20 protein-coding genes are annotated in these 24,372 nt (G+C 65.1%); 8 read left to right on the top strand and 12 right to left on the bottom strand.

Annotated features, from left to right (window positions below; all coding sequences use genetic code 11):
• Nucleotides 1–193: 193 nt before the first annotated feature.
• A complete protein-coding gene (locus AC0L3P_RS22120; protein ID WP_354209444.1) occupies nucleotides 194–1,690 on the bottom strand; it encodes a sensor domain-containing diguanylate cyclase in 1,497 nt (498 codons plus the stop codon).
• A 144-nt stretch (nucleotides 1,691–1,834) separates the two neighbouring features.
• Here AC0L3P_RS22120 and AC0L3P_RS22115 point away from each other — a divergent pair, with 144 nt between their 5' ends.
• On the top strand, nucleotides 1,835–2,104 hold the full coding sequence (locus tag AC0L3P_RS22115) for a DUF7662 domain-containing protein (protein ID WP_473304984.1): 270 nt from the start codon (nucleotides 1,835–1,837) through the stop codon (nucleotides 2,102–2,104).
• Between the two features lie 13 nt (nucleotides 2,105–2,117).
• Here AC0L3P_RS22115 and AC0L3P_RS22110 read toward each other — a convergent pair whose 3' ends face one another.
• Both AC0L3P_RS22110 and AC0L3P_RS22105 read right to left on the bottom strand, forming a co-directional pair.
• Nucleotides 2,118–4,994 (bottom strand): EAL domain-containing protein, encoded by a 2,877-nt coding sequence (locus AC0L3P_RS22110; protein ID WP_473304982.1) that lies wholly within the window; start codon nucleotides 4,992–4,994, stop codon nucleotides 2,118–2,120.
• A gap of 154 nt (nucleotides 4,995–5,148) precedes the next feature.
• Nucleotides 5,149–6,147 carry an NAD(P)H-quinone oxidoreductase gene (locus AC0L3P_RS22105; RefSeq protein ID WP_473304980.1) on the bottom strand — a complete coding sequence of 333 codons (999 nt, stop codon included), beginning with the start codon at nucleotides 6,145–6,147 and terminating at the stop codon, nucleotides 5,149–5,151.
• A gap of 111 nt (nucleotides 6,148–6,258) precedes the next feature.
• Between AC0L3P_RS22105 and AC0L3P_RS22100 the strand changes: the two genes are divergently transcribed.
• Together AC0L3P_RS22100 and rcdA are read left to right on the top strand one after the other, a co-directional pair.
• Complete coding sequence (locus AC0L3P_RS22100) at nucleotides 6,259–6,450, top strand: DUF1192 domain-containing protein (RefSeq protein WP_275172241.1); 192 nt, start codon at nucleotides 6,259–6,261, stop codon at nucleotides 6,448–6,450.
• A 536-nt stretch (nucleotides 6,451–6,986) separates the two neighbouring features.
• Complete coding sequence (rcdA, locus tag AC0L3P_RS22095; RefSeq protein ID WP_007599893.1) at nucleotides 6,987–7,496, top strand: protease adaptor protein RcdA; 510 nt, start codon at nucleotides 6,987–6,989, stop codon at nucleotides 7,494–7,496.
• A gap of 164 nt (nucleotides 7,497–7,660) precedes the next feature.
• Here rcdA and rpmE read toward each other — a convergent pair whose 3' ends face one another.
• Entirely contained in the window at nucleotides 7,661–7,888 is a 228-nt protein-coding gene (gene rpmE / locus AC0L3P_RS22090; RefSeq protein WP_007599895.1) for a 50S ribosomal protein L31, read from the bottom strand.
• Nucleotides 7,889–8,100: 212 nt separating this feature from the next.
• Between rpmE and AC0L3P_RS22085 the strand changes: the two genes are divergently transcribed.
• Entirely contained in the window at nucleotides 8,101–9,927 is a 1,827-nt protein-coding gene (locus tag AC0L3P_RS22085; protein WP_473304975.1) for an ABC transporter ATP-binding protein/permease, read from the top strand.
• A gap of 513 nt (nucleotides 9,928–10,440) precedes the next feature.
• Here the strand turns inward: AC0L3P_RS22085 and AC0L3P_RS22080 are convergent.
• From AC0L3P_RS22080 to AC0L3P_RS22065, 4 genes are all read right to left on the bottom strand, one after another.
• The gene (locus tag AC0L3P_RS22080; protein WP_027570257.1) at nucleotides 10,441–10,662 is read right to left on the bottom strand and encodes a hypothetical protein; all 222 of its coding nucleotides are present in this window, start codon (nucleotides 10,660–10,662) and stop codon (nucleotides 10,441–10,443) included.
• An 80-nt stretch (nucleotides 10,663–10,742) separates the two neighbouring features.
• On the bottom strand, nucleotides 10,743–11,189 hold the full coding sequence (locus tag AC0L3P_RS22075) for a GNAT family N-acetyltransferase (protein ID WP_473304972.1): 447 nt from the start codon (nucleotides 11,187–11,189) through the stop codon (nucleotides 10,743–10,745).
• A 129-nt stretch (nucleotides 11,190–11,318) separates the two neighbouring features.
• A complete protein-coding gene (locus AC0L3P_RS22070; protein ID WP_354209438.1) occupies nucleotides 11,319–12,347 on the bottom strand; it encodes a peptidoglycan -binding protein in 1,029 nt (342 codons plus the stop codon).
• A 4-nt stretch (nucleotides 12,348–12,351) separates the two neighbouring features.
• On the bottom strand, nucleotides 12,352–13,374 hold the full coding sequence (locus tag AC0L3P_RS22065) for a flagellar motor protein MotA (protein WP_473304970.1): 1,023 nt from the start codon (nucleotides 13,372–13,374) through the stop codon (nucleotides 12,352–12,354).
• Nucleotides 13,375–13,594: 220 nt separating this feature from the next.
• On the opposite strand from AC0L3P_RS22065, the gene AC0L3P_RS22060 reads away from it, so the two are divergent.
• The 4 genes from AC0L3P_RS22060 (at nucleotide 13,595) to AC0L3P_RS22045 (ending at nucleotide 20,586) form a co-directional block, all read left to right on the top strand.
• Nucleotides 13,595–14,614, top strand: coding sequence for an SAM-dependent methyltransferase (locus AC0L3P_RS22060; RefSeq protein WP_473304968.1), 1,020 nt, complete (start codon nucleotides 13,595–13,597; stop codon nucleotides 14,612–14,614).
• A gap of 231 nt (nucleotides 14,615–14,845) precedes the next feature.
• On the top strand, nucleotides 14,846–16,039 hold the full coding sequence (locus AC0L3P_RS22055) for an efflux RND transporter periplasmic adaptor subunit (protein ID WP_473304966.1): 1,194 nt from the start codon (nucleotides 14,846–14,848) through the stop codon (nucleotides 16,037–16,039).
• A 6-nt stretch (nucleotides 16,040–16,045) separates the two neighbouring features.
• Nucleotides 16,046–19,198: a multidrug efflux RND transporter permease subunit gene (locus tag AC0L3P_RS22050; protein ID WP_473304964.1), complete on the top strand. Its 3,153-nt coding sequence runs from the start codon at nucleotides 16,046–16,048 to the stop codon at nucleotides 19,196–19,198.
• A 260-nt stretch (nucleotides 19,199–19,458) separates the two neighbouring features.
• Entirely contained in the window at nucleotides 19,459–20,586 is a 1,128-nt protein-coding gene (locus AC0L3P_RS22045; protein WP_473304962.1) for an AAA family ATPase, read from the top strand.
• 33 nt (nucleotides 20,587–20,619) lie between these two features.
• Here AC0L3P_RS22045 and AC0L3P_RS22040 read toward each other — a convergent pair whose 3' ends face one another.
• The 4 genes from AC0L3P_RS22040 to AC0L3P_RS22025 form a co-directional block, all read right to left on the bottom strand.
• Nucleotides 20,620–21,405: an inositol monophosphatase family protein gene (locus tag AC0L3P_RS22040; protein WP_027515509.1), complete on the bottom strand. Its 786-nt coding sequence runs from the start codon at nucleotides 21,403–21,405 to the stop codon at nucleotides 20,620–20,622.
• An 84-nt stretch (nucleotides 21,406–21,489) separates the two neighbouring features.
• Complete coding sequence (locus tag AC0L3P_RS22035; RefSeq protein WP_354209433.1) at nucleotides 21,490–22,590, bottom strand: tetratricopeptide repeat protein; 1,101 nt, start codon at nucleotides 22,588–22,590, stop codon at nucleotides 21,490–21,492.
• Between the two features lie 8 nt (nucleotides 22,591–22,598).
• Complete coding sequence (locus tag AC0L3P_RS22030) at nucleotides 22,599–23,288, bottom strand: thiamine phosphate synthase (RefSeq protein WP_354209432.1); 690 nt, start codon at nucleotides 23,286–23,288, stop codon at nucleotides 22,599–22,601.
• Between the two features lie 3 nt (nucleotides 23,289–23,291).
• Nucleotides 23,292–24,317 carry a class I fructose-bisphosphate aldolase gene (locus AC0L3P_RS22025; RefSeq protein WP_354209431.1) on the bottom strand — a complete coding sequence of 342 codons (1,026 nt, stop codon included), beginning with the start codon at nucleotides 24,315–24,317 and terminating at the stop codon, nucleotides 23,292–23,294.
• Nucleotides 24,318–24,372 lie beyond the last annotated feature (55 nt).

Raw genomic sequence — 24,372 nt, 5'->3', positions numbered from 1 at the left:
ACGGGCTGATCGCGGAGATGAAGAAGTATCTGGGGCAGTAGTGGTCGCAGTCGTCCCGGCGAAGGCCGGGACCCATACCGCGTGATCCATCGGTTGCGGCCGGTGGCAGTACCGAACGACGGGTCTTCGCTAAACTATGCCTTGTGGTTATGGGTCCCGGCCTTCGCCGGGACGACACCGAGGGCACAATCCCTCACGCCACCAGCGACAGCTTCGGCAGGCTTGCGACCACCGACTGGTTGCGGCCGCCGGCTTTTGCTGCGTAGAGCGCCTTGTCGGCGGCGGCGACCAGGAGCGGCCAGTCCATGCCGGTGGTGGGAACGAGGCTCGCGATGCCGCAGGACACCGTCGAGCTCGTGTGGTCGTCGGACCATCCCTGCACCTTGGTGCGGATCTTCTCGGCGACATCGAGGGCGTCCGTGACCGAGGTGCCCGGCAGCAGCACGGCGAATTCCTCGCCGCCATAGCGCGCGGCGCAGTCGCCGGCGCGGCTCACCGAGTCGGAAATGCAGATGGCGATGCCGACCAGCACCTGATCGCCGGCCTGGTGGCCGAACGTGTCGTTGTAGGCCTTGAAGTGATCAGCATCGATCATCAAGAGCGCGATCGGCGTCTGCTGCCGCATCGCCCGGCGCCATTCGACGTCGATCACCTGGTCGAACTTGCGGCGGTTCTTCAGGCCGGTGAGCGCGTCGGTCGTCGCCATCTCCTCGAGCTTGCGCTCGGCCTCGGCGCGCCGGCCGATCTCGCGCGCGAGCACCAGCGTCGATGCCAGCATGAACAGGCTGAGCGCCAGGACCACGGCGCCGATGCGATAGGCTTCCCTCTGCCAGAGCTCGAACACGGCCTTCAGGGGCTTGCCTGCGACCACGAATAGCGGGCCGGTCCCACTGCTGCGGACATAGAGCCGCGGCGTGCCGTCGATCGGCCCCTGTCCGGCGAATGCGCCGCCGATCTTCAGATTTTCGGCCTTCCAGACCGGCCGGGCGGCCAGATTCGTGCCGATCACGTCGAGATCAAACGGCCGCCGCATCATGACGGTACGGTCGCGCTTGAGCACGGTGATGGTGTCGTCCGGATCGAGGCTCAGCCGCTCGAACAATTCGTGGAAATAGCTGAAGCGGATCGATCCGGCGACGACGCCGAGGAAGCCGCCGTCGGTGTCGCTGATGCGCCGGCTCAGCACGATCGAATAGGCGCCGCGGAACAGCATCGGCCGGCTGATGAAGAGCCCGGCTTGCGGATTGTCGCGATGGGCCTTGAAGTAATCCTCGTCGCTCCGGTTCTCGGCAACGGGATCAAGCGTCGAGGCGTCGATGGTCAGCCGGCCGTCGGCGTCGAACACCTGGATCGCGCCGAAATGCCTCGCCGTGGTCGCATGGTCGAACAGGATGAGGTGACGGATCGGCTTGGAGACCGTGGCGATTTCCGGCAGCAGCATGTTGCTGGCGACCGCCTTGAGGGCCAGATCGTAGATCTCGATGTTGCGGCTGACGTCGGACTCGATGGTCGTCGCCAGGTTTTCCAGCGTCTGGCGGGCGAGCGCCTCCTCGCCGCGGCGCATGTCCAGCATGACGTTGACGCAAATGGCGGAAAAGCCGATCACCGTCACCACGGACGAGATGATCAGCAGCTTCGCCGAAAGCCGCCATGGCCGGCGGGCCGTGACGTCGCGCCATCGAGACAACATCGTTTGCTCCCGACACCAGTGAATGCGCCCGAAAGCTTGAGTAGTGTTTAAGCCGGGACGGCGCTGCCGGAATGAGTTAAAAATTGGTTTCCGCGGCTCACGTTTTTGGGCAAAGCGGGCCTTCGACCAGCGAAGAGGACAGCGGTGAACGACTACGACGCGTTGCGCGATTATCTGATGCGGCAGAAGCAGGCGGAATTCGTGCTGACCTATGAACAGATCGAAGAGATCATCGGCGCGGCCCTGCCGCGCGCGGCCAATCGTGCCTCATGGTGGGACAGCCTGCGCAGCCCGGACATCCAGATGCCGCAGCGCGAAGCCTGCCTCGCCGCGGGTTTCAAGGCGATGCGGATGCCGGAAGGTGCGAGCGTGCGGTTCACGAAGCTGAAGAGCGACCGGCGCAGGCCTGGGTGAGACGAAGGGGAAGTTAGCTCGCCGCTTCCAGACGGACTTCCGTGAGCAGGCGCATCGCGGCGTCGGCGTCCATGGGTTCGCCGAAGGCAAACCCTTGCGCGTACTCGCAGCCCATCTGGTAGAGCTCGACCGCGTCGGAATCGGTCTCGGCGCCTTCGGCGACCACGTGCATGCCGAGGTCGTGCGCGAGCGCGATGATGGACTTCAGGATCACCGGGCGGGTGCCGCGGTTGGTGGTGCGCACGAAGGACTGGTCGATCTTGATGGTGTCGAACGGGAAGCGCTGCAGATAGGCCAGCGACGAATGGCCGGTGCCGAAATCGTCGAGTGACAGCCCGGTGCCGAGTTCGCGGATCCGCGTCAGCATCTGCGCCGCGTGCTCCGGATTCTCCATCACCAGCGATTCCGTCAGTTCCAGCTTCAGCGTGCCGCGCGCGACCGACGAGCGCGACAGCACGGTGCGGATGTCGTGGATCAGATCATGGCGCAGCAATTGCCGCGAGGAGACGTTGACCGATGCGAAGATCGGCTCGCGCGAGCGCATCGCGCGCTGCCAGATCGAGAGCTGCTTGGCGGTCTGGTCGAGCACGAACATGCCGAGGTCGATGATCAGGCCGGTCTCTTCCGCGATGGTGATGAATTCCGACGGCGCCATGCGTCCGAGCTTGGGATGATCCCAGCGCACCAGCGCCTCGAAGCCGGCGACCGAACGGTCTTCGAGCCGCACGATCGGCTGATACAGGATCGTGAGCTCCTGCCGCTCGATGGCGCGGCGCAGTTCGCTCTCCAGCGTCAGCCGGTCGGTTTTTCGCGCGCGCATCGCGGACTTGTAAACGTCGATGCGGTCGCCGCCGATGCGCTTGGAGTGATACATCGCAAGCTCGGCGTCCTTGATGATCTCGTCCGTGAGCTGAACTTGCGGATCGGACAAAGCGAGACCGATCGATGCCGTGAGAAAGATCTCGCGTTCGTTGAAGGCGATCGGCGCGCGGATGGTCTTGCGGATCGTCTCGGCGAAGGCGGTGATGCGGGCGGGATCCTGCTCCGAGAGCAGGATCAGGCCGAACTGGTCGCCGGCGAGCCGCGCCAGCGTATCCTGCGGCTTCAGGATGCGGGTGAGGCGGCGAGCCAAGGTCAGCAGGATGGAATCGCCGACCGCAATGCCGACGGAATCGTTGACCTGCTTGAAGCGGTCGAGGTCGATCACCATCAGCGTCGGCCGCAGCGTCGGCATGGTCTTGGCGAAATGCGCAACGGCGCCGAGCCGGTCCATGAACAGCTTGCGGTTGGGCAGGCCGGTGAGATTGTCATGCACGGAATCGTGCAGCAGGCGCTCCTCGGCGTTGCGCAGCTCGGTGACGTCGGTGAGGGTGCCGACCACGCGCGAGACCTCGCCGTCCGAGCCGACCACCGGGCGCGCCTTCAGCGCGAACCACATGAAGTGACCGTCCGGCGTGCGCAGGCGGAAATCCTGCACCAGGCGGCCGCGGCGCTGGTCGAGCACGCTGTCGAGCGCGGCGCGGAAACGGTCCTGGTCGAGCGGGTGCAGCACTTCCAGCCAGGAGGCGGCCGGACCTTCCAGCGTGCCGCGCTTGAGGCCGAGCAGGGCTTCGGTCTCGGGGCTGGTGAAGACCTTGTCGGCGGAAACGTCCCAGTCCCAGATCAAATCGCCGGAACCGGCCAGCGCCAGCGCGCGGCGCTCGATGTCGGAGACGACGCCGGTGGTGGCACCGCCGCCGGCGAACGCATGCTGCATCACCGTGAAGCCGATCAGCATCACGATCAGCACGAGGCCGCCGAGCAGGGCAGGTCCGACGATGTCGTTGGTGACGGAGCCTGCGACCGTCATGCCGGCAGCGACCACCCAGACCACCAACAGGAACCAGGTCGGGATCAGCAGTACCGCGCGGTCGAAGCCGTGGGTGGAGAGGTAGACGATCAGCGCGAAGCCGGCGAAGGCAATCAGCACCAGCGATATGCGCGCGATGCCGGAAGCGACGGCAGGGTCGAACAGGGCCAGTGCAACCAGCGAGCCCAGGAACGCGAGCCAGCCCACCGTGATGTGGGAATAGCGCACATGCCATCGACTGAGATTGAGATAGGCGAACAGGAACACCAGCAGCGTCGCCGCCAGGATCGCCTCACCCGCCGCGCGCCAGATGCGCTCGGCGTTGTTCGACATGTCGAGCACCTTGCCCCAGAAGCCGAAATCGACGCCGATATAGACCAGCACCGCCCAGGCCAGCGCCGCGGCGGCCGGGAACATGATGCTGCCCTTGACCACGAACAGGATGGTCAGCACCAGCGCCAGCAAGCCGGAGATGCCGATCACGATGCCCTGGTACAGCGTGAACGAGTTGACCTTGTCCTTGTAGGATTCCGGCTCCCACAGATAGAGCTGCGGCAGCTTGTCGGTGCGCAGCTCCGCGACGAAAGTGACGACGGCGCCGGGATCGAGGGTGATGCGGAAGACGTCGGCGGTCGGACTCTCCTGCCGCTCCGGCCGGTCGCCGGTCGAGGGCGTGATGGTTGCGATGCGCGACAGCCCGAGGTCGGGCCAGAGCAGCCCTGAGGAGACGATGCGGTAATGCGGGGCGACGATCAGGCGGTCGAGCTGGTCGTCGGTGTTGTTGGCGAGCGCGAACACCACCCAGTTCTGGCCGCCTTCGCGGGCGCGCACCTCGATGCGGCGGACGATGCCGTCGGTGCCGGGCGCGGTGGAGACCTGGATGCGGTCGGCGTCGCTGCGCTGATGCTCGAGCACGCCGGTGAGGTCGATTGCGGGCGCGTCACCGCGGACGCTGACAGCGTCGAGCGCGCGCGCCGGGAACGCGCAGACGAGAATCATGAGGCCCAGCGCTATGGGCGCGAGGCACCTGATCAGACGCAAGGTCAGTTCTCCGCGTTCGACGCAAACTCTTCGGTGCAGGCTCTTCGGTGCACGGCGTTTTCCGAACGGAACAGGATGGTTCGGTGCGTCGCGATAGATGCCACGAAAGCAAGGAAAATCAAAGGGTTTCCGGCCTGCCCTGTGGGCCGTTGGCCTAGACCTCCAACACAATTTTGCCAATATGTGCCGAGGTTTCCATCCGCCGGTGCGCGTCGGATGCCTTTTCCAGCGGGAAAGTGCTGTCCATCAGCGGCTTGACCCGGCCTTCGCGCAAAAGCGGCATCACTTTCGCCTCGATCGCGGCCACCATCGCCGCCTTGTCCGCATTACTACGGGGGCGCAGCGTCGAGCCGGTATGGGTGAGGCGCTTCACCATCACCTTGGCGATGTTGACGCTGACCTTGGGTCCGTTGAGGGTCGCGATCTGCACGATGCGGCCGTCGAGCGCGGCGGCGTCATAGTTGCGATCGACATAGTCGCCGGCGACCATGTCGAGGATCAGATTGGCGCCGGCGTTGTTGGTCTCCGCCTTGACCACGGCGACGAAGTCTTCGTCCTTGTAGTTGATGGCGCGATCCGCGCCGAGCTTGAGGCAGGCATCGATCTTGTCCTGCGATCCCACGGTAACGATCACCTTCGCGCCGAACGCTTTTGCGAGCTGGATCGCCATGGTGCCGATGCCGGAGGAGCCGCCATGGATCAGCAGCGTCTCGCCGGCCTTCAAGCCGCCGCGCTCGAACACATTGTGCCAAACCGTCATCAGCGTTTCCGGCAGTGCGCCGGCTTCCTTGATCGACAGCGACGGCGGCACGCTCATCGCCTGACCGTCCTGGGCGATGCAGTACTGCGCATAGCCGCCACCGGCGACCAGCGACATCACCTTGTCGCCGATCTTGTGCCGCTTGGCGTTGCTGCCCACGGCCACCACTTCACCCGCAATTTCGAGACCGGGCAGGTCGCTGGCGCCGGGCGGCGGCGGATAGGCGCCGGAGCGCTGCGCGACGTCGGGACGGTTGACGCCGGCGGCCTGCACCTTGACCAGGATCTCGTCGGGGCCGGGCTGCGGCAGCGCCCGTTGTTCCGGCACCAGCACTTCCGGTCCGCCGGGTTTCGAGATGGCGACCACGGTCATTTGCGCGGGCAGCTTGTCCATGATGTGTCCTTGAGCAAAGGTGCGGGATGGAACGAGGCCATTGCTTAGCCAGCGCGATGCAGGCTGGCAACCGCCTCAGCCGCTTGTGATGCGAACGCAGGAGGAACAAGGATGGCGATGGAAGACGACGACCGTCCGCGCAAGAAGATCAGCCATGACATCGGACAGGATCTCTCACTCTTGTCGGTGGAGGAACTGACCGAGCGCATCGCGCTGCTCAAGGGCGAGATCGCAAGATTGGAAGAAGCCACAACAAAGAAGCGCGCCTCGCGCGATGCGGCCAACAGCGTGTTCAAGTCGTAGAGCCACACAATAGCTGTCGTCCCGGCGGAGGCCGGGACCCATACGCCGTGCGAGCAGTTCTACGAAGACTCGGAGTTGCCGGCTCGCGCGACGACTTTTCCCTGTGGCTATGGGCCCCGGCCCCCGTGCGCAATTGCGCACTAGGCCGGGGCGACGGAGAGAGTTCGTTCCGCGGGCGCACTCGGCCACTGACCGACATGGCTAACGAACCCTCAAAATAATCGCTCGTTTACTCCACATTAAGCTTTCGAGTTTATGACTTGGAACTGTCCTTGTTTGGACACCGAGTGGCTCCTGTCCACTCTGTTTGACGCCTCCCTGTTATCAACTTTCAAAGCCGCCGGTTTTCCGGCGGCTCTTTTTTGCGCCCAGCTCCGCCTTTTTGCGTCTCGCCGCGGTTGAATTCCGAGGAAAGACCCGCGGAAACCATATCCGCGCTTGTCACTGGACTCGGCGTCGCGCCCGCGCAATGATTTGTTCATCATAAGCCGGCGCCAAAGCCGGGCAGTCAGACAGTTGCGTAAGGGGCGTTAACCATGGAACGTTTGCAAGCCGAAGGCGCTCTCGTTCAACTCAGTGAGCGGTTCACCAATTCTGCGGCGTTCGGCGTCCTGTTCCGCGAGGGCATGGACCTGGTCGAGGAGACCGCGGCCTATCTCGATGGCGCCGGCCGGACCGAGGCCAAGGCGCTCGATCGTGCCGTCAGCCTCACCTATGCGACCGAGAGCATGCGCCTGACCACCCGCCTGATGCAGCTGGCGTCGTGGCTGCTGCTGCACCGCGCAGTGAAGGAAGGCGAGATGACGCTCGGCCAAGCCAACCGCGAAAAGACCAAGGTCAAGCTCTCCGCCGCCGATCCCGGCTCGACCGACAGCATCGAGAAGCTTCCGTCGCAGCTCCAGGACCTGATCCACCGCTCGATGAGCCTCCAGACCCGCGTGCGCCGCCTGGACACAACCATCCACACCCCGCCGGTCGATCATTCCTCGATCGGCAACCCACTGGTGCCGCATCTCAACGCACTGAAGGCGGCGTTCGAGCGGTAGCCCTTGTCATTGCGAGGGTAGCGAAGCAATCCAGAAATCCCTCCGCGGAGACAGTCTGGATTTGCTTCGTCGCAAGAGCTCCTCGCAATGACGAGCATCCCCCAAAACAAAAAACGCCCCCGGCTCTCCGGGGGCGTTTTCGTCTCCAGCCTCGAGGGGCCGGATCAATCCTTTTTGAGAAAGCCCGAAAACTTCTTCTGGAAGCGCGAGACGCGGCCGCCGCGATCCATCAGCTGCGCGTTGCCGCCGGTCCAGGCCGGGTGCGACTTGGGGTCGATGTCGAGGTTCAGCGTGTCGCCTTCCTTGCCCCAGGTGGAGCGGGTCAGGTACTCGGTTCCGTCGGTCATCACGACCTTAATCGTATGATAGTTCGGGTGAATTTCGGCTTTCATGGCAATTCCTCGGCGCCCCGGCGCCTCACTTGAGTGGCTATCGAATGACGGATTTGGCGCGGTCTATACCCCATGAGGCCCTGTAAAACAAGCCATTGCAGGGCCTTGGCAGGGGACCGGGCGACCCCCTAAGGGACATCCCGGATTTGCCACTCCCGCTCGCCCGGCCTATCTGGAGCGGACCACCTCTCTTTGTCTTTTGGTCGGATCTCATGAGCGCAGTTGAACGGCTTGAAACCGGGCCCGCGGAAGCCCCGTCGATCGAAGCCGACCTGATCGAGGCGCCGGCGAAGAGCCGCGCGAAGCTGCGGCCGCTGCTGGCGCTTGCGCCCTATGTCGCGCGCTATCGCGGCCGCGCGGCGCTGGCCTTCGTCGCGCTGACGATCGCGGCGCTGACCACGCTGCTGGTGCCGGTCGCGGTGCGCAGGATGATCGATTTCGGCCTGACGCCTGAAGGCATCGAGCTGATCAACAGCTACTTCTCGGTGATGATCGCCGTCGTCGCCGTGCTCGCACTCGCAAGCGCCGCGCGCTACTACCTCGTGATGACGATCGGCGAGCGCATCGTCGCCGATCTCAGACGCGACGTCTTCGCCCATTTGCTGTCGCTGTCGCCGGCCTTCTTCGATTCCGCGCGCAGCGGCGAGCTGGTGTCGCGCCTCACCGCCGACACCACCCAGATCAAATCCTCCGTCGGCGCCTCGGTCTCGATCGCGCTGCGCAATCTGATGATGTTCTTCGGCGCTGCCGCGATGATGGTGATCACCAGCCCGCGCCTATCAGGCTTCGTGCTGCTCGCCATCCCCCTGATCGTGCTGCCGCTGGTCGCCTTCGGGCGCTGGGTGCGGCGTCTGTCGCGCAATGCGCAGGACACGCTGGCCGAGGCCTCCGCCTATGCGAGCGAGCTGGTCGGCGCGATCCGCACCGTGCAGGCCTATACTAGCGAGAGCCTCGCCGAGAGGCGCTTCGGCGGCGAGGTCGAGCAGGCCTATGAAGCCGCGCGCACCTCGACGCAGGCGCGTGCCGTGCTCACCGCCATCATCATCTTCATCGTGTTCGCGAGCGTGGTCGCGATCCTCTGGATCGGCTCGCACGACGTGCTGATCGGCACCATCACGCCGGGCCGGCTCGGCCAGTTCGTGCTCTATGCGGCCTTCGCCGCGGCCGGCCTCGGCCAGCTCAGCGAGGTGTGGGGCGAGATCTCGGCGGCATCGGGCGCTGCCGAGCGCCTGTTCGAGATCCTGCATGTGCAGCCCGATATCACCGCGCCGGCGTCGCCGCGCGCGCTGCCGGTGCCGGCGCGCGGCGAAGTCGGCTTCGACCGTGTCAGCTTCGCCTATCCGGCGCGGCGCGACGTCAATGTGCTGGATGTCGTCTCGTTCACCGTGCGCCCCGGCGAGAAGGTTGCGATCGTCGGTCCGTCCGGCGCCGGCAAGAGCACGATCTTTCATCTGCTGTTGCGCTTTTACGATCCGCGCAGTGGCGCGATCTCGCTCGACGGCGTGCCGGTCAAATCCGCCGATCCCCGTGAATTTCGCTCCCGCATCGCGCTGGTGCCGCAGGAATCCAACGTGTTCGCGGCGAGCGCCCGTGACAACATCCGCTTCGGCCGGCCCGATGCCACCGATGCCGAGGTCGAGCGCGCGGCCGAGCTCGCGCACGCCGCCGAGTTCATCCGCCGCCTGCCCGAAGGTTTCGACACCCCGCTCGGCGAGCGCGGCGTGACGCTGTCCGGCGGCCAGCGCCAGCGCATCGCGATTGCGCGTGCGATCCTGCGCGATGCGCCGCTGCTGCTGCTCGATGAAGCCACCTCCGCGCTCGATGCCGAAAGCGAGACGCTGGTGCAGACCGCGCTGGAAGAGCTGATGCGCCACCGCACCACCCTCGTCATCGCGCACCGCCTCGCAACCGTCCTGTCGTGCGACCGCATCCTGGTGATGGACCAGGGCAAGATCGTCGAGCAGGGCACGCATGCGGAGCTCGTGGCTGCGAACGGGCTCTATGCCCGGCTGGCGAGGCTGCAGTTCGAGGGGGCGTGAGGCGGAGTACTCCGGATTGCCGCTTCATTCACGGTGTCATCGCCCGCGCAGGCGGGCGATCCAGTACTCCGAGACGTTAGTGATCAATCGAGAGGCTGCGGCGTACTGCATTCCCCGCCTTCGCGGGGAATGGCAGCGGAGATTTTGGATTGCTCATCATAGGCTTCCGCAATTTCGGATAGGTCAGCCCACGCCCCTTAGCCGAGTGGATGGACCTTGCAGTTCCCCCAGATGTGGCGCCTAATCAGGTATCGCCGGCCAAAGGCTCGTCCGTAGGCGTCGGTGCCTGAGAGATGATTTGCGCTCCCGCCTCAACGGGAGTGCGCCTCATGGCCCAGCCATACAGCAAGGAAACTCTCGAACTTTTGGAGCGGGCGCGGCGAGCGATCGATGAGTCGATCCGGCTTCGCGAATACAGCCAGCGCGCGATCCGCCAAGCCGAAATGTGGCAGTTCAATCTTGAACTCCGCTTGAGCCGAGAGCGCGTCGCGGCGAGTGGGCGAACAGCGCCGATCATCGACACTTCGGCGATAGCGCCGGCACATTCGGCCATGGCCAGTTCTTCCAGCTCCCGTCCTCATCAACGCAGGCCGATGGCCCAAGGCCATTCGTCGGAGCACTCGTCGTCTTGACCGGCGTGGCCAACCGCTGGTCGACGTAGCTCGTCGAGACATATCCGGCGACGATGACGCCGAGCAGGACCGAAGACCCCTTGGCCAGATCGCTCAGTTTCATCGGTCATCTCCATCCGCTTGCCGGCGCAACTTCCGGGCACAACGACTAGCTGACGTCCCGGGATCCCGACGTGACGGGCGTCACGCCCGCCACATCATCTTCAGCACCGGCCGGCCCGAGGTCGGATTCACCTCGTCGCCGGCATGGGCAAAGCCGTTGCGTTCGTAGAAGCGGATGGCGCGGCTGTTGTCCTTGTTGACGAGCAGCGTCACGCCCCTTGGTGACAGGCGCTTGGCCTCATCGACCAGCAGCCGCGCCGCGTCCGAGCCCCAATGCGCGGGATCGACCACGAGCTGGTCGAGATAGCCGTCGCCGTCGATGGTGACGAAGCCGGTCAGCGTGCCGTCCTGCTCCGCCACCACGATCGAAGCCTTCGGCACCAGCTCCTTGCGCCAGCGTTCGCGCCACCAGTCCAGGCGCGCCGCGAAGTCGATCTGCGGATAGGCCTGCTGCCAGGTGCGATGCCACAGCTCGATCGAGGCGGCCTCGTCCTCGGGAAGGTAGGGACGGAGGTAGAGGGCGCTCATTTTCCGAAGGCGGTCATGCCCGGGCTTGTCCCGGGTATCCACGCCTTTCCATCAGCTAAGACCGAAGATCGTGGATGGCCGGGACAAGCCCGGCCATGACGTTGGGCTGAGCGTTGAGCCATTCCCACACTACCGCTCCGTCAGCTTCAGCTCGATGCGCCGGTTGCGCTTGTAGGCTTCCTCGGTGTTGGCGGTGTCGAGCGGCTGGAATTCGCCGAAGCCGGCAGCGACCAGGCGCTGGGCCGGCACGCCGAGCGTGACCAGATATTGCACCACCGAGATCGAGCGGGCGGCCGAGAGGTCCCAATTCGATTTGAAGTTCGGCCCGTTGACCGGGCGCACATCGGTGTGGCCGTCGACGCGCAGCACCCAGGGGATCTCGTTCGGGATCTTCTTGTCGAGCTCGATCAGGGCGGCCGCCAAAGTGTCGAGCTCGGCGCGGCCTTCGGGCAGCAGCACCGCTTGTCCGGTGTCGAAGAACACTTCGGACTGGAATACGAAGCGGTCGCCGACGATGCGGATGTCGGGGCGGTTGCCGAGGATGGCGCGCAGGCGGCCGAAGAATTCCGAGCGGTAGCGCGATAATTCTTGCACGCGCTGTGCCAGGGCAACATTCAGGCGAGACCCCAGATCGGCAATTCGATTTTGCGATTCCTTGTCGCGCTTCTCGGAGACGTCGAGCGCTTCTTCCAGCGCCGCCAGTTGCCGCCGCAGCGCGCTGATCTGCTGGTTCAGCACCTCGATCTGCGCCAGCGCGCGGGCGGAAACCGCCTTCTCGGAGTCCAGTGCCTTGCCGAGCTCGGAGGATTTGCCTTGCGCGTCGTTGCCGGCGGCGGCGAGCCCGTCATAGAGGCCCTTGATGCGGTCGCGCTCGCTCTCGGCCGAAGCGAGGCCGGCCTTCAGCGACGAGACCTGGTCGTCGAGCGTGAGCTTGCCGAGCTTCTCCAGCGACAGCAGCTCGTTGAGCTGCGCGATCTTGGCGTTGAGCAGCTCCAGGGCCTTGTCCTTGCCGGTGACCTCCTGCGACAGGAAGAACTGCACGACCAGGAACACCGACAGCAGGAAGACGATCGACAGCACCAGCGTCGACAGCGCGTCGACGAAGCCGGGCCAGTAGTTGAAGGAGGTATCGCCGCGGCGGCCGCGCGCCAGTGCCATGTCGCTAACCCTTCTCGGGCTGACGCGCGATGCGCTCCAGCAAGCGCCGGATCTCGCGGTTCTGCTCGCCCTGGCCGTCGGCCCATTCGCGGATCATCTGCTGCTCGGTCCGCATATGCGAGACCAGCGCCTGGATGGCTTCGGCAAGGCTCGCCATCGCCGCGGTGGTGCCGCGGCTGCCGCTGCCTTCCTCGAGCACCGTGCGCAAACGCTCGACGACAGCCTGAAGCTCGCCGCTGGCAATGCCGCCGCCACCGCTGGCGGCGACAGCCACCTCGCCGCTGCCATATTCGCGCACGGTGGTGGCAAGCCAGTCTTCGAGGTCCGTGTAGAAACGGTTCTGCGCCTGGCTCGATTGCAGGTCGAGAAAGCCCAGGATCAGCGAGCCGGCGAGGCCGAACAGCGAGCTCGAGAACGAGATGCCCATGCCGCCGAGCGGGGCGGCCAGCCCCTCCTTCAGCGTGTCGAACAGGGCGCCGGAATCGCCGCCGACCTTGAGCCCGTCGATCACCTTGCCGACCGAGCCGACCGTCTCGATCAGGCCCCAGAAGGTGCCGAGCAGGCCGAGGAAGACCAGCAGCCCGGTCATGTAGCGGGAGATGTCGCGGGCCTCGTCGAGGCGGGTCGCGATCGAATCGAGCAGGTGCCGCATGGTGGTCTGGGTGATCGACATCCGTCCGGTGCGCTCGCCGCCGAGGATCATCGCCATCGGCGCCAGCAGCTTGGGGTGGCGGGCGGGCGCTAGACCGGGATCGGCGATGCGGAAATTGTTGACCCAGGAGACTTCGGGATACAGCCGGATCACCTGGCGGAAGGCCAGGATGATGCCGATGAACAGCACGCCGCCGATCAGGGCATTGAGCCCGGGATTGGCGAAGAAGGCCTGGATGATCTGCTTGTAGAGCACCACCCCCACCAGAGCGCAGAGCACCAGAAAGACCAGCATCCGCACCAGGAAGACGCTGGGCGAGGATAGCTTGGTATATTCGATGTCGATGGAAGAGCGGGGCGAGGCGCCTGGCGGCATGGCCGGTATCATCCGTTAACTTGCTTGCGGGGAGCACTATGGCACAGCGCCAGCCCAAAAAAAGCGCCGGATGCGCCGATTTCGGGGAGAGCTGGGGAACCCAAAGCGGAAACCGGGCTTTGGTAAGGACGTACTTTCCAAATCGTCGGCATTCCACAGGTTCAGTTCGCACTTTTTCCCCCGGCCGCCCAAGATCTGCCGCCCAAGACGGAGTCGTCGCATGAGCGTCGTGTCCGCGATCATCGGGACTGCCGAACGGGTGCCGCTGCCTGATGTCGTGATCCGCGCGGCGATCCAGCGTCTGTGCTCGCGCACGGTGACCCGTCTGTCCGCGCTAGGCGGGGCCGACGATGCCGCCTTCGCCGGGCGGATGATGCTGCGGCCGATCGCCGAGAATGCGGATGCCGGGCCTGACGAGGTGCCCGCTTCGTTCTTTGCGAAGGTGCTCGGTCCCAACCGCAAATACTCGTCCTGCTTCTACAAGACCGACGCGACCACCTTGCGGGAGGCCGAGGAGGAGGCGTTGCGCCAGACCGCCGAGCATGCCGCTCTCGCCGACGGTCAGACCATCCTCGAACTCGGCTGCGGCTGGGGCTCGCTGTCGCTGTGGATGGCGCGGCAGTTTCCGCACGCCAAGGTGATGGCGGTGTCGAGCTCGCAGGCGCAGCGTGCCCATATCGAGGAAGAGGCGCGGCAGCGCGGTCTGCTCAACCTGCGGGTGGTCACGGCGGACATCAACGTGTTCGCGCCCGACGGGCAATTCGACCGCATCGTGTCGGTCGAGATGTTCGAGCGCGTGATCAACTGGCGCAAGCTGATGACGCGCCTGCGATCGTGGCTCGCGCCGGATGGGCGGTTCTTCATGCACATCGTCGCCCACCGCTCCGGCTCTCACCTGTTCGATCGGGCCGATCGCGACGACTGGATCGCGCAGCACGTCTTCACCGGCGGGATGATGCCGAGCCATCATCTCATCAGGCAATTCGACGATCTCTTCACGGTCGAGAAGGAATGGTTGTGGAGCGGCACGCATTATCAGCGCACCGCCAACGACTGGCTCGCCAATTTCGACGTGCATCGCTGTTCCATCGAAGCGGCCTTGCGCAACATCCATGGCGAGGAGACCGCCCTGCGGATGCGACGCTGGCGCTGGTTCTTTCTCGCGAGCTCGGGCCTGTTCGGTTATGCCGACGGAACCGAGTGGGGCGTCAGCCACTACCGGATGAAGGCGGCGGGGTAATTGCGATGTTCCGTCGCAGCACGCGGTGATGGAACCGGACTCACAATCGGGTGAGGCGCAAAAAATGACGTGAACCCAGCAGCTTAAGCCGTGTGACATTGAGCCGCCCGCAACGTGCGTTGCGTCGCAGCAAGTCCCCTCTATTTTGGCGGCATCGGCCGCGCGGAATCACCCAGAACGGGGTCCCGCGGCGCGTGATCAGTTTTCAACAATATCGGGGCACTTAACTTCATGTCAGGACTTCGCGCGCGATCGGCATGCGTTGCAATGATGCTCGCGGCCTTTACGCCGCTGTTGGCGGGCTGCGACGAATCCAGCTCCGCCATTTCAGCCGCCCAGCCCAATGACCCCGACGTCAGCATCGTCATCGTCAAGCCGCAGCCGCGCGCCGTGGTGCGCGAGCTGCCGGGCCGCATCGCGCCGACGCGGGTGTCCGACGTGCGGCCGCGCGTCTCCGGCATCGTGGTCGAGCGCCTGTTCCGCCAGGGCAGCGAAGTGAAGGCGGGCGATCCGCTGTACCGCATCGATCCGCGTCCGTTCGAGGTCGAGGTGATGGCCAACGACGCCGCGGTCGCCAAGGCCGAGGCCGCGTTGATGCAGGCCCAGCAGCAGGCGCGCCGCATCGCCACGCTCACCAGCCAGCGCGCCGCGCCCGAAGCCGAGAACGAGAAGGCGATCGCCGCCGAACGCCAGGCTCATGCCGAGGTCGAGGGCCGCAAGGCCGATCTCGCGCGCGCCAAGCTCAATCTCGATTATGCCACCGTGCGCGCGCCGATCGACGGCGTCGTCGGTGCCGCCCTGGTCAGCGAAGGCGCGCTCGCGGTCCAGAACGAAACCAATCTGGCCACCATTCAGCAGCTCGATCCGATCTACGCGGATTTCACCCAGTCGGTGAACGAGCTCAACCAGCTCCGCCGTGCCTTCGAGAGCGGCGATCTCGAGCGCATCGCGCCCGATGCCGCCAAGGTGCATCTCGTGCTCGACGACAACACCCTCTACTCGCTCGACGGCAAGTTGTTGTTTTCGGATGCCAAGGTCGACGCCAATACCGGTCAGGTGACCTTGCGCGGTGAGTTCCGTAATCCCAAGCGCGAGCTGCTGCCGGGCATGTATGTCCGCGTCCGCATCGACCAGGGCCTCGATAGCGACGCGATCGCGGTGCCGCAGCAGGCGATCCAGCGCAATGGCGGCGGCGGCAGCGAGGTGTTCGTCGTCAAGGACGACAACCACATCGCGGTACAGCCGGTGCGCACCGGCTCGGTGCAGGACGGAATCTGGTTCGTCACCGAGGGCCTGAAGGCCGGCGACAAGGTCGTGGTCGAAGGCTTCCAGAAGTTCGCCGCCGGCGACAAGGTCAAGCCGCAATCCTGGTCGGAAGCGGATGCGACCGCCGACAACCGGCACGCCCAGAAGCTGATGCGGTAACGCGCTATGGCGAGCTTCTTCATCGACAGGCCGATCTTCGCCTGGGTGGTCGCGCTGTTCATCTGTCTGGTTGGCGCCATTTCGATTCCGCTGTTGCCGATCGCGCAGTACCCGATCATCGCGCCGCCCTCGATCTCGATCTCGACCAGTTATCCCGGCGCCTCGCCCGAGAATCTCTACAACAGCGTCACGCGGCTGATCGAGGAGGAGCTCAACGGCGCCTCCGGCATCCTCAATTTCGAATCGACCAGCGACTCGCTCGGCCAGGTCGAGATCATCGCCAATTTCGTGCCGGGCACCGATACCAGCGCCGCCTCGGTCGAGGTGCAGAACCGCATCAAGCGCGTCGAGGCGCGGCTGCCGCGCGCGGTGATCCAGCAGGGCATTCTGATCGAGGAAGCCTCCAGCGCGGTGCTCCAGATCATCACGCTGAACTCGACCGACGGCAGCCTCGACGAGGTTGGCCTCGGCGACTTCATGATCCGCAACGTGCTCGGCGAGATCCGCCGCATCCCCGGCGTCGGCCGCGCCACTCTGTATTCGACCGAGCGCAGCCTGCGCGTCTGGGTCGATCCGGCAAAGCTGGTCGGCTATGGCCTGACCGCCGACGACGTCAACAAGGCCATTGCCGCGCAGAACGCGCAGGTCGCCTCAGGCAGCATCGGCGCAGAGCCGTCGACCTCGACCCAGCGCACCTCTGCGCTGGTGCTGGTCAAGGGCCAGCTCTCGTCCCCGGATGAATTCGGCACCATCATCCTGCGCGCCAATGCCGACGGCTCGACTGTGCGGCTGCGCGACGTTGCGCGCATCGAGGTCGGCGGTCTCAGCTACCAGTTCAACACCCGTCTCGACGGCAAGCCGACCGCCGGTCTGTCCGTGCTGATGTCGCCGACCGGCAATGCGCTGGCGACCGCGAGCGCCGTCGAAGAGAAGATGAAGGAGCTGTCTCGCTTCTTCCCGGCCAATATCGGCTACGAGATTCCCTATAACATCACGCCCGTGGTGGAGGCCTCGATCAAGAAGGTGCTGTCGACGCTGGTCGAAGCCATCGTGCTGGTGTTCGTGGTGATGTTCCTGTTCCTGCAGAACATCCGCTACACCATCATTCCGACCATCGTGGTGCCGGTGGCGCTGCTGGGCGCCTGTACCACGCTGCTGCTCGCCGGCTACTCCATCAACATGCTCTCGATGTTCGGCATGGTGCTCGCGGTCGGCATCCTGGTCGACGATGCCATCGTCGTGGTCGAGAACGTCGAGCGCATCATGGCCGAGGAGGGGCTGCCGCCGAAGGAAGCGACGCGGAAAGCGATGTCGCAGATCACCGGCGCCATCATCGGCATCACGCTGGTCCTGATGGCGGTGTTCGTGCCGATGGCGTTCTTCCCGGGCTCGGTCGGCATCATCTACCGCCAGTTCTCCGTGACCATGGTCGCCGCGATCGGCTTCTCCGCCTTCCTCGCGCTGTCGCTGACGCCGGCGCTGTGTGCGACGTTGCTCAAGCCCGTCGCGGCCGGTCATGGTCATGCCAAGAAGGGCGTGTTCGGCTGGTTCAACCGCATGCTCGACGGCAGCAAGGAAGGCTATTCCCGCACCGTCGGCTTCTCCCTGAAGCGCACCGGCCGCCTGATGCTGGTCTATGTCGCACTGCTCGCCGGCCTGTCCTGGGCGTTCGTCAATCTGCCCGGCGGCTTCCTGCCCGTCGACGACCAGGGCTTCGTCACCACCGACGTGCAGACGCCGTCGGATTCGTCCTATGGCCGGACCGAGGCGGTGATCGAGAAAGTGGAAAAATACCTGGCGCAGCGCCCGGGCGTCGACAACGTCACCTTCCTCACCGGCTTCAGCTTCTCCGGCCAGGGCATGAACACCGCGCAGGCCTTCATCACCCTGAAGGACTGGTCGGAGCGCGGGCCGAAGGATTCGGCAGCGGCGATCGTTACGGACATCAACCGCGATTTGTCGTCGTCGATCCGCGATGCCAAGATCTCCGCGCTGCAGCCGCCGCCGATCGACAATCTCGGCAACTCCTCCGGCTTCTCGTTCCGGCTCCAGGACCGCGGCCAGAAGGGCTATCCGGCCTTGATGCGCGCCGCCGACCAGTTGATCGCGGAGGCCAATGCGAGCGCTGTGCTTCAGAAGGTCTATGTCGAAGGCCTGCCCGAAGCCGGCGTGGTCAATCTCGTCATCGACCGCGAAAAGGCCGGCGCCTTCGGCGTCACCTTCGAGGACATCAACAACACGATCTCGACCAATCTCGGCTCGAACTACATCAACGACTTCCCGAACCGCGGCCGCATGCAGCGCGTCGTGGTGCAGGCCGATGCCCGCGACCGCATGCGGACCGAGGACATCCTCAACTACAACGTCAAGAACAGCCGGGGCCAGCTCGTGCCGTTCTCGTCCTTTGCCACCGTGGAATGGGCGCGCGGCCCGACGCAGATCACAGGCTTCAACTATTATCCGGCGGTGCGCATCTCCGGCGAAGCAAAACCCGGCTTCACCTCGGGCGATGCCATCGCCGAGATGGAGCGGCTTGCCGGCAAGCTGCCGCGCGGCTTCGGCTATGAATGGACCGGGCAGTCGCTCCAGGAAAAGCTGTCGGGCTCGCAGGCGCCGTTCCTGCTCGGGCTCTCGGTGTTCGTGGTGTTCCTGTGCCTGGCCGCGCTTTACGAGAGCTGGACCATTCCGCTCGCGGTCCTGCTCACCGTGCCGCTCGGCATCGTCGGCGCGGTGGTCGCGGCGATGCTGCGCGGCCTGCCCAACGACGTCTATTTCACCGTCGGCCTGATCACCATCATTGGCCTTGCGGCCAAGGATGCGATCCTCATCATCGAGTTCGCCAAGGATCTGCGCAAAGAAGGCAAGCCGCTGGTGGACGCCACCATCGAGGCCTGCCGCCTCCGCTTCCGCCCGATCCTGATGACCGGCCTCGCCTTCATCTGCGGCGTGCTGCCGATGGCCATCGCGCATGGGGCCGGCGGCGCCAGCCAGCAGGCGCTCGGCAGCATCGTGATGGGCGGCATGATCGCGGTGGTGATTTTGGCGCTGCTGATGGTGCCGGTGTTCTTCGTCTCGGTGCAGCGCGTGCTGGGCGGGGATCGGGAGAAGGCGGCGAAGAAGGCCGAGATGTACGGGCCGCCCGCACCGGCCAAGCTGTAAGGTGAGGTGTCATGCCCCGCGAAGGCGGGGCATCCAGTAGGCCGCGGCCTTTCCGTACCCAACAGACGTCTCTGGGATACTGGATCATCCGCCTTCGCGGATGATCCAGTCGGGTTTGCTCTGGTGAGAGCGGCCACTGAACGCCGGATCGGTCGGCTTGCTTTCTCGGGAGTCTCAATCCAGACTGCATCCCTGGATTGAAAGAACGTATTCGCACCACGCCGCGAATGCACAGGCACCCTGCCGATCGAAAGCATGCCATGCGTCCGAGCGAAATTGCGATCTCGAACTATCGCTCCATTCGGCGGCTCTCCATACCCATCCATCCCCTGTCGGTGTTTGTCGGCGAAAATGGAGTCGGCAAGTCCAATCTCTACAAGTCCTTGTCGCTGTTGCGCGACGCGGCGACCGGTCAAATCACCCGCACGATCGCCGATGAAGGCGGATTGAATTCGGTCTGCTGGTCCGGCCTACGCAAACGAGGCGAAGATGGGCGGCTGCGGCTGTCGGCCACATTCGACAGCATGAGGTATTCCATCGAGCTCGGGTTTCCCAGCCCGCTTCAGGCCGCGTTTTCCGGCGAGCCGATGATCAAGGCCGAAATGATCGAAACGACGCGCGGCAAACGCACGGTCAAGCTGATGGAGCGGGTCAATTCGCTCATCAGCGTCCGCGGCGAGAGCGGCGCCTGGATCGCTCACAAGGATGCGGTGCTGCCGTCAGAGACCGCGCTTGCGGCTTTTTCCGATGGCAAGCAATGCCCGGAAATCGACCTGATCCGACATGCAATGCTGGGCTGGCGATTCTATCATGACTTTCGCACCGATCCGGCGTCACCGATACGAAAGCCCTGTCTCGCGATCGCAACGCCCTCGCTCAGCGCCGATGGCATCGATTTGGCTGCCACCCTGGCGACCCTCTACGTCATTCGGGAAGACGCCAACGACCTGCAGGACGCGATCCAGGATGCATTCCCGGGCGCCGAACTCCGCGCATGGGAAGAAAATGGCAGGTGTGAATTCGATCTGCAATTGCCGGATATGCCGCGGCCGTTCAGGGCTCATGAACTATCCGATGGGACGCTCAAATACATTTGCCTGCTCGCGGTGTTCATGGGTTACCGGCTGCCGCCGTTCATCGCGCTGAACGAACCCGAGACCAGCCTGCATCCGTCGCTGCTCGCGCCGCTCGCCCGGCTCATCGCCAAGGCATCGCGCCGCGCCGACATTTGGATTGTCACCCATTCGGAACAGTTGATGGACGCATTGCGAAGCGAGAGTTCGGTCCCGCTTCGCCGGGTGATCAAGTCGAAAGGCGCCACGGCCATCGAGGGCCTGACCATCGGCGGTGAATATCGCGACGACGAACCCGACGAGGACGATGATTAGCCGCCGTAGATCGAGCCGTCGCGCTACTGCGGCCTACTTCCGCAAAATCTTCACCAACTCCCCGTGCACGAATTCATTCCCGCACACGACATTGCCCGTCACCAGCGCATCGCCCGGCGTGTCGATGTCGGTGATCGTGCCGCCCGCTTCGCGCAGCATGATCATGCCTGCCGCGATGTCCCAGGATTGCAAATTGCGCTCCCAGTAGCCGTCGAGGCGGCCGGCGGCGACGAAGGCCAGATCGAGCGAGGCGGCGCCGAAGCGGCGCAGGCCGGCGACGCGCTCCTGCATCGCGGTCATCTCGCGGCGGAATTCCTCGTGGTCGCCGCGGCCGATATGGGGCAGTCCGCAGGCCACCACGCATTCGTTGAGCTGGCGGCGGCCGGCCACGCGCAGGCGCTGGTCGTTGAGGAAGGCGCCCTTGCCACGTTCGGCGATGTAGAGCTCGTCATTGGCGGGATTGTAGATCACGCCGGCGATGATCGTGCCTTCGCGCGAAAGCCCGATCGAGATCGCGAATTGCGGGATGCCGTGCAGGAAGTTGGTGGTGCCGTCGAGCGGATCGACGATCCAGGTGTGGCTCTTGTCGGAGCCCTCGCGCGTGCCGCCTTCCTCGCCGATGAAGCCGTAGCCGGGCCGCGCCTTGGCGAGGTCCTGGTAGAGGATCTCCTCGGCGCGCTTGTCGGCCAGCGAGACGAAATTCGCCGGCCCCTTCAGCGAGACCTGCAGATGCTCGATCTCGCCGAGATCGCGCTTGAGGCTGCGGCCGGCGCGGCGCGCCGCCTTGACCATGACATTGATAGTTGCGGAATACAGCATGAGCTCTGGTCTTGATCGGGGGAAATGGCGCGAAATCGCGCGTGTTTGAGGGATGGGGTGCCCTGCGAGGGGCTTAAGGTCAAGTCATTTGGTCCCGAGCCATTTCCTGGCGGCAGTCTCGGCCTTGGCCCGGTCCTCGGCCGGCAAATCCGACAATTGCTTGTCCAGCTCCGGATCGCCCTTGCCGGCGGTCTTGGCCACCAGATGCCATTTAAAGCCCTCGACCTTGTCCACGGCCGTGCCCATGCCGTTGATCAGCACCCAGGCCAGCCGGTTCTGCGCGATCGCGCTGCCCTGGCGGGAGGCCTTGCGGAGCAGGGCTACGGCCGCCGGCTGGTTCTTCGGCGTGCCGGTGCCGTTGAACAGCGCGATGGCGTATTCGACCTCGGCATCGACATTGTCGGTCAGAGTGGCGACCTGGAGCAGACGCACCGCCCGTTCCAGGTCCTTCGGCACGCCAGTGCCTTCCTTGTAGAAGGTCGCGAGCGCGTATTGCGCCTCGGGCAGACCGGCATCGGCCGCCTGGCGCAGCAGCTCGGCGGAGCGCTTGACGTCCTGCGGCAGGGTCTGGCCGTCGAGATAGAGCAGCGCGAGGTTATAGGCCGCCTTGGGCTCGCCGAGCTTGGCGGCGGACGCCATCAGCTTGACCGCTTCGTTTTTGTCGACCGGGCCGCCACGGCCGGAAATCCTCAGCATGGCGAGCGCGAACATCGCCTCGCGGTCGCCGGCGTCGGAGGCGCGCTTGTACCATTGCAGCGCCTTGGCATAGTCGCGCCGGATGCCCATGGCGTTGGAATAGAGCTCACCCAGCATGGTCATTGCCTTGGCATCGCCTGTTTCGGCACGGGCCGTGGCGAGATCGAAGGCGGTCTTGTACTGGCCGCGCTGATAGGCGCCGTACACCAGATCGACGTTGGGATTGTCCGTCGGAGGCGCTGGGATCACGGTCGCGGCCGGAGCAGGCTTTGGGGACGCTGAAGGCTTGGGGGAGGCTGAGGGTTTGGGCGCCGGCGCCGCTTCCTTCTTCTTGGTGATGGTGTGCGGCGTGGCCTTCGGCTTGTCCTTGGTTTTCTCGGCCGAAGGGCTCGGCGTCGCCACGGGCGGCGTGATCTGGAGCTGCGCGGCCGCGGGCACTGTGAGCAGCAGCAGCAGCGTGGCCAGGATGGTGATGCGCGGGAGCTTCATGTCGGGCGCTAGCCGTGCTCTTGACCCGCAGGATTTTGGCCCGCAAGCGCAGCCGCATGGGCCTTCTTGATAGCAGCATCTATCTCGACCAGCGCGGCCTTGGGTCCGCGCGGATCGGCCCAGATGAAGTCGCCCACCAGCACGAAATCGGCGCCGCTGACGGCGAATTCGTGGGCCTCTTCCAGCGAGATGGCAAAGCCGACGCAGGGCGGCTCGAACAGCTCGGCCCACCAGTCCAGCCGCTCGGCAATCGCTTGCGACGACGGCCGCTGGCCTTTCGCGTCAGGCTCGCCGAACAGCACGTAATCCGCGCCGATCTCGCCCGCATCCATGGAATGGTGCCGCGTTGTCAGCCCGCCGACGCCGGCGATGCGATCGGGCTTGAGCGATGGCAGCGCCTCTTTCAGCGCGGCGATGCCGGGCAGGTGCGCGCCGTCGGCGCCGCCGCGTGCGACGAGCTCAGGATGGCCGTCGACGAGCAGCGCGGCGCCCGCTTTCTGAACCGGCGGCGCCAAGGCCTTGATCCGCGAGATCATGGTGCGCTGGTCGGTCACCTTCAGCCGCAGCAGCACGGCCGCGACGTCGGCGGCGGCGAGCAGGCCAGGCAGCTCGGCCAGAAGCGAAGCGGGATCGTCGACGATGGGCGTCGCGAGATAAAGGCGCGGCGCCGGGCGCGGCGGAGGAGATTTGTTCGACAAGATCTAGGCCGCTTTCTTTTCCAGGCTGCTTTGCCATTCGCCTTTGGAGGCGAGGCCATTCATGCGCGCGCGGTGACTGAATGCGTTTTGTCCGGCCGCGACGTTCTCGGCCTTGCCCGACCAGGCCTTCTGCGGCGCGGCCTGGAGTGCGCGACCGTAGGAGAAGGTCAGGCCCCACGGCAGCGGGCCGAGCTTGTGCATGGCGTTGAGATGCGCCGTCGCCTCTTCATCCGACTGGCCGCCGGAGAGGAAGGCGATGCCGGGTACCGCCGCAGGCACGCACGCCCTAAGCAGCCGTATGGTCTTCTCCGCGACCTCTTCGACGGAGGCCTGCTTCGCGCACTTTTTGCCGGAGATGGCCATGTTCGGCTTTAGCACCATGCCCTCGAGCGCGACGCGCTGCACGCGCAATTCCTGGAACGTCTTGTTGAGCACGCGGCTCGTCACCTCATAGCAGCGGTCGATGTCGTGATCGCCGTCCATCAGCACTTCGGGCTCGACGATCGGCACGATCTGCGCGGCCTGGCACAGCGCGGCATAGCGCGCCAGCGCGTGGGCGTTGACGCTGAGCGCGGTCATCGAGGGAATACCGCTGCCGATGTCGATCACGGCGCGCCATTTGGCGAAGCGGGCGCCGCGCTCGTAATATTTCTTCAAGCGCTCGGCGAGCTTGTCGAGCCCGACGGTGACGAGCTCTCCCGGGCACATCGGCAGGGGTTGCGTGCCCTCGTCGACCTTGATGCCGGGAATGGCGCCGCTCTGTTCGATCAGCTTGACCAGGGGCGTGCCGTCCTTCGCGTTCTGCCAGATCGTCTCGTCGTAGAGGATGACGCCGGAGATGTACCGGCTCATGGCTTCGTTCGAGCGGAACAACATCTCGCGATAATCGCGGCGGTTCTCCTCGGTCGATTCCACGCCGATCGCGTCGAAACGCTTCTTGATGGTGCCGGAGGATTCGTCGGCGGCAAGGATGCCCTTGCCGGGCGCGACCATGGCGGCCGCGATCCTGTTGAGCTCAGTCAGATTCATCGAGATGTCCTCCCAAAACGATTCTGCCCTTGCCGGTGAAAATAGACCGTTCTCG

The sequence above is a fragment of the Bradyrhizobium sp. WSM4874 genome (assembly GCF_055811835.1).
The sequence above is the reverse complement of the archived record's forward strand: the minus strand, read 5'-3'. Positions and strand labels throughout refer to the sequence as shown.

What these genes read in the sequence shown, in the direction of transcription:
- AC0L3P_RS22120 (WP_354209444.1), bottom strand. Translation starts at nt 1,690, where the DNA reads ATGTTGTCTCGATGGCGCGACGTCACGGCCCGCCGGCCATGGCGGCTT.
- AC0L3P_RS22105 (WP_473304980.1), bottom strand. Translation starts at nt 6,147, where the DNA reads ATGGACAAGCTGCCCGCGCAAATGACCGTGGTCGCCATCTCGAAACCC.
- AC0L3P_RS22100 (WP_275172241.1), top strand. Translation starts at nt 6,259, where the DNA reads ATGGCGATGGAAGACGACGACCGTCCGCGCAAGAAGATCAGCCATGAC.
- rcdA (WP_007599893.1), top strand. Translation starts at nt 6,987, where the DNA reads ATGGAACGTTTGCAAGCCGAAGGCGCTCTCGTTCAACTCAGTGAGCGG.
- rpmE (WP_007599895.1), bottom strand. Translation starts at nt 7,888, where the DNA reads ATGAAAGCCGAAATTCACCCGAACTATCATACGATTAAGGTCGTGATG.
- AC0L3P_RS22085 (WP_473304975.1), top strand. Translation starts at nt 8,101, where the DNA reads ATGAGCGCAGTTGAACGGCTTGAAACCGGGCCCGCGGAAGCCCCGTCG.
- AC0L3P_RS22080 (WP_027570257.1), bottom strand. Translation starts at nt 10,662, where the DNA reads ATGAAACTGAGCGATCTGGCCAAGGGGTCTTCGGTCCTGCTCGGCGTC.
- AC0L3P_RS22075 (WP_473304972.1), bottom strand. Translation starts at nt 11,189, where the DNA reads ATGAGCGCCCTCTACCTCCGTCCCTACCTTCCCGAGGACGAGGCCGCC.
- AC0L3P_RS22070 (WP_354209438.1), bottom strand. Translation starts at nt 12,347, where the DNA reads ATGGCACTGGCGCGCGGCCGCCGCGGCGATACCTCCTTCAACTACTGG.
- AC0L3P_RS22065 (WP_473304970.1), bottom strand. Translation starts at nt 13,374, where the DNA reads ATGCCGCCAGGCGCCTCGCCCCGCTCTTCCATCGACATCGAATATACC.
- AC0L3P_RS22060 (WP_473304968.1), top strand. Translation starts at nt 13,595, where the DNA reads ATGAGCGTCGTGTCCGCGATCATCGGGACTGCCGAACGGGTGCCGCTG.
- AC0L3P_RS22055 (WP_473304966.1), top strand. Translation starts at nt 14,846, where the DNA reads ATGTCAGGACTTCGCGCGCGATCGGCATGCGTTGCAATGATGCTCGCG.
- AC0L3P_RS22050 (WP_473304964.1), top strand. Translation starts at nt 16,046, where the DNA reads ATGGCGAGCTTCTTCATCGACAGGCCGATCTTCGCCTGGGTGGTCGCG.
- AC0L3P_RS22045 (WP_473304962.1), top strand. Translation starts at nt 19,459, where the DNA reads ATGCGTCCGAGCGAAATTGCGATCTCGAACTATCGCTCCATTCGGCGG.
- AC0L3P_RS22040 (WP_027515509.1), bottom strand. Translation starts at nt 21,405, where the DNA reads ATGCTGTATTCCGCAACTATCAATGTCATGGTCAAGGCGGCGCGCCGC.
- AC0L3P_RS22035 (WP_354209433.1), bottom strand. Translation starts at nt 22,590, where the DNA reads ATGAAGCTCCCGCGCATCACCATCCTGGCCACGCTGCTGCTGCTGCTC.
- AC0L3P_RS22025 (WP_354209431.1), bottom strand. Translation starts at nt 24,317, where the DNA reads ATGAATCTGACTGAGCTCAACAGGATCGCGGCCGCCATGGTCGCGCCC.